This is a genomic window from Vibrio sp. 10N.222.48.A3 (assembly GCF_041475345.1).
Lineage (GTDB): Bacteria > Pseudomonadota > Gammaproteobacteria > Enterobacterales > Vibrionaceae > Vibrio > Vibrio tasmaniensis_A.
On sequence record NZ_JBFRVX010000786.1, the window covers coordinates 1 to 1,240 of the forward strand.

1 protein-coding gene is annotated in these 1,240 nt (G+C 44.1%); it reads left to right on the forward strand.

The annotated features are described in order from the left end of the window. Positions 1-1,058 (forward strand): NAD-binding protein (locus AB4653_RS19765; RefSeq protein ID WP_372105106.1); only part of this gene is annotated, 1,058 nt, incomplete at its 5' end. Between the last annotated feature and the right edge of the window lie 182 nt (positions 1,059-1,240).

Sequence of the window (1,240 nt, forward strand, 5' to 3'; positions counted from 1 at the left end):
CTTTGCCTTTCTTTCGCCCATTGTTCTACAAAGTCCTCGATTGGGTTGGGCACGGTGAAATGTTGGTGCTATTCGGTATCTTCTTCGCATTAGTTGTTGGTGCTGGCTTGTTCCAGTTTGTAGGAGTAAAACCAGACTTAGGTGCCCTTATCCTAGGTATGCTATTAGCCGGTCACCCAAAAGCTTCAGAGCTATCGAAGTCGCTGTTTAACCTCAAAGAGCTTTTCCTCGTCTGCTTCTTCTTGAATATTGGCTTGTCAGAACAGCCAACTATTCAGGGTTTTATGCTTGCAGTCTTGTTCTTATTGTTACTGCCAGTGAAAGGCGTTCTGTACTTCTTGGTACTAAACCGATTCAAGTTCCGTGTTCGAACCTCCCTACTCACTTCTTTGTCACTGTTTAACTACAGTGAATTTGGCCTCATCGTCGGTGGCCTTGCTTTTAAGATGGGCTGGATGTCTGGCGACATCTTGGTGGCAGTGGCTATAGCCGTTTCATTGTCGTTCTTAATCGCTGCACCTCTCAACAAAGCGGGTCACAAACTTTATCAACAATCAGGTCGCTGGTTAAAAGAGCACGCTGCTGAGAAGCTCCACCAACGCGACAAACGAATTGACCCAGGTCGGGCTCAGGTTCTAATTCTTGGCATGGGACGCATTGGTACTGGTGCCTACGACGAATTACGCTCACGCTACGGCAAAGTGAGTTTAGGTGTAGAAGTTCGTGAAGACGCGGCACATAACCACAGAAGCCATGGCAGAAACGTTATTTCTGGTGACGCAACTGACCCGGATTTCTGGGAACGAATTTTAGACACAGCAAACGTAAAACTGGTGATCTTGGCTATGCCTCACCACCAGGGTAATCAAACCGCCTTAGAACAATTAAAATCACGCAACTTTAAAGGTCAAATAGCGGCAATTGCCGAATATCCAGATCAGCTCGAAACACTGAAAGAGAATGGCGTCGATGCGGCATTTAACATTTACAGCGAAGCTGGCAGCGGTTTTGCCCGACATGTTTGTGAACAATTGAATCCGAACATCAATAAAATATAATATTCAACATGTTCCATTCAACCTCTCAAAATTGCGCTTTTTTTGCACTTTTGAGAGGTTTTTGTTCAAAAAACCAACCGCAATTAGACACCACTCACCAAAACCACCTTTAAATTAGATACTTTCTAATATAACCCCCTTTATATTATTTTTTTGCTCATATTCGGTTGCTTTTTTTAGCC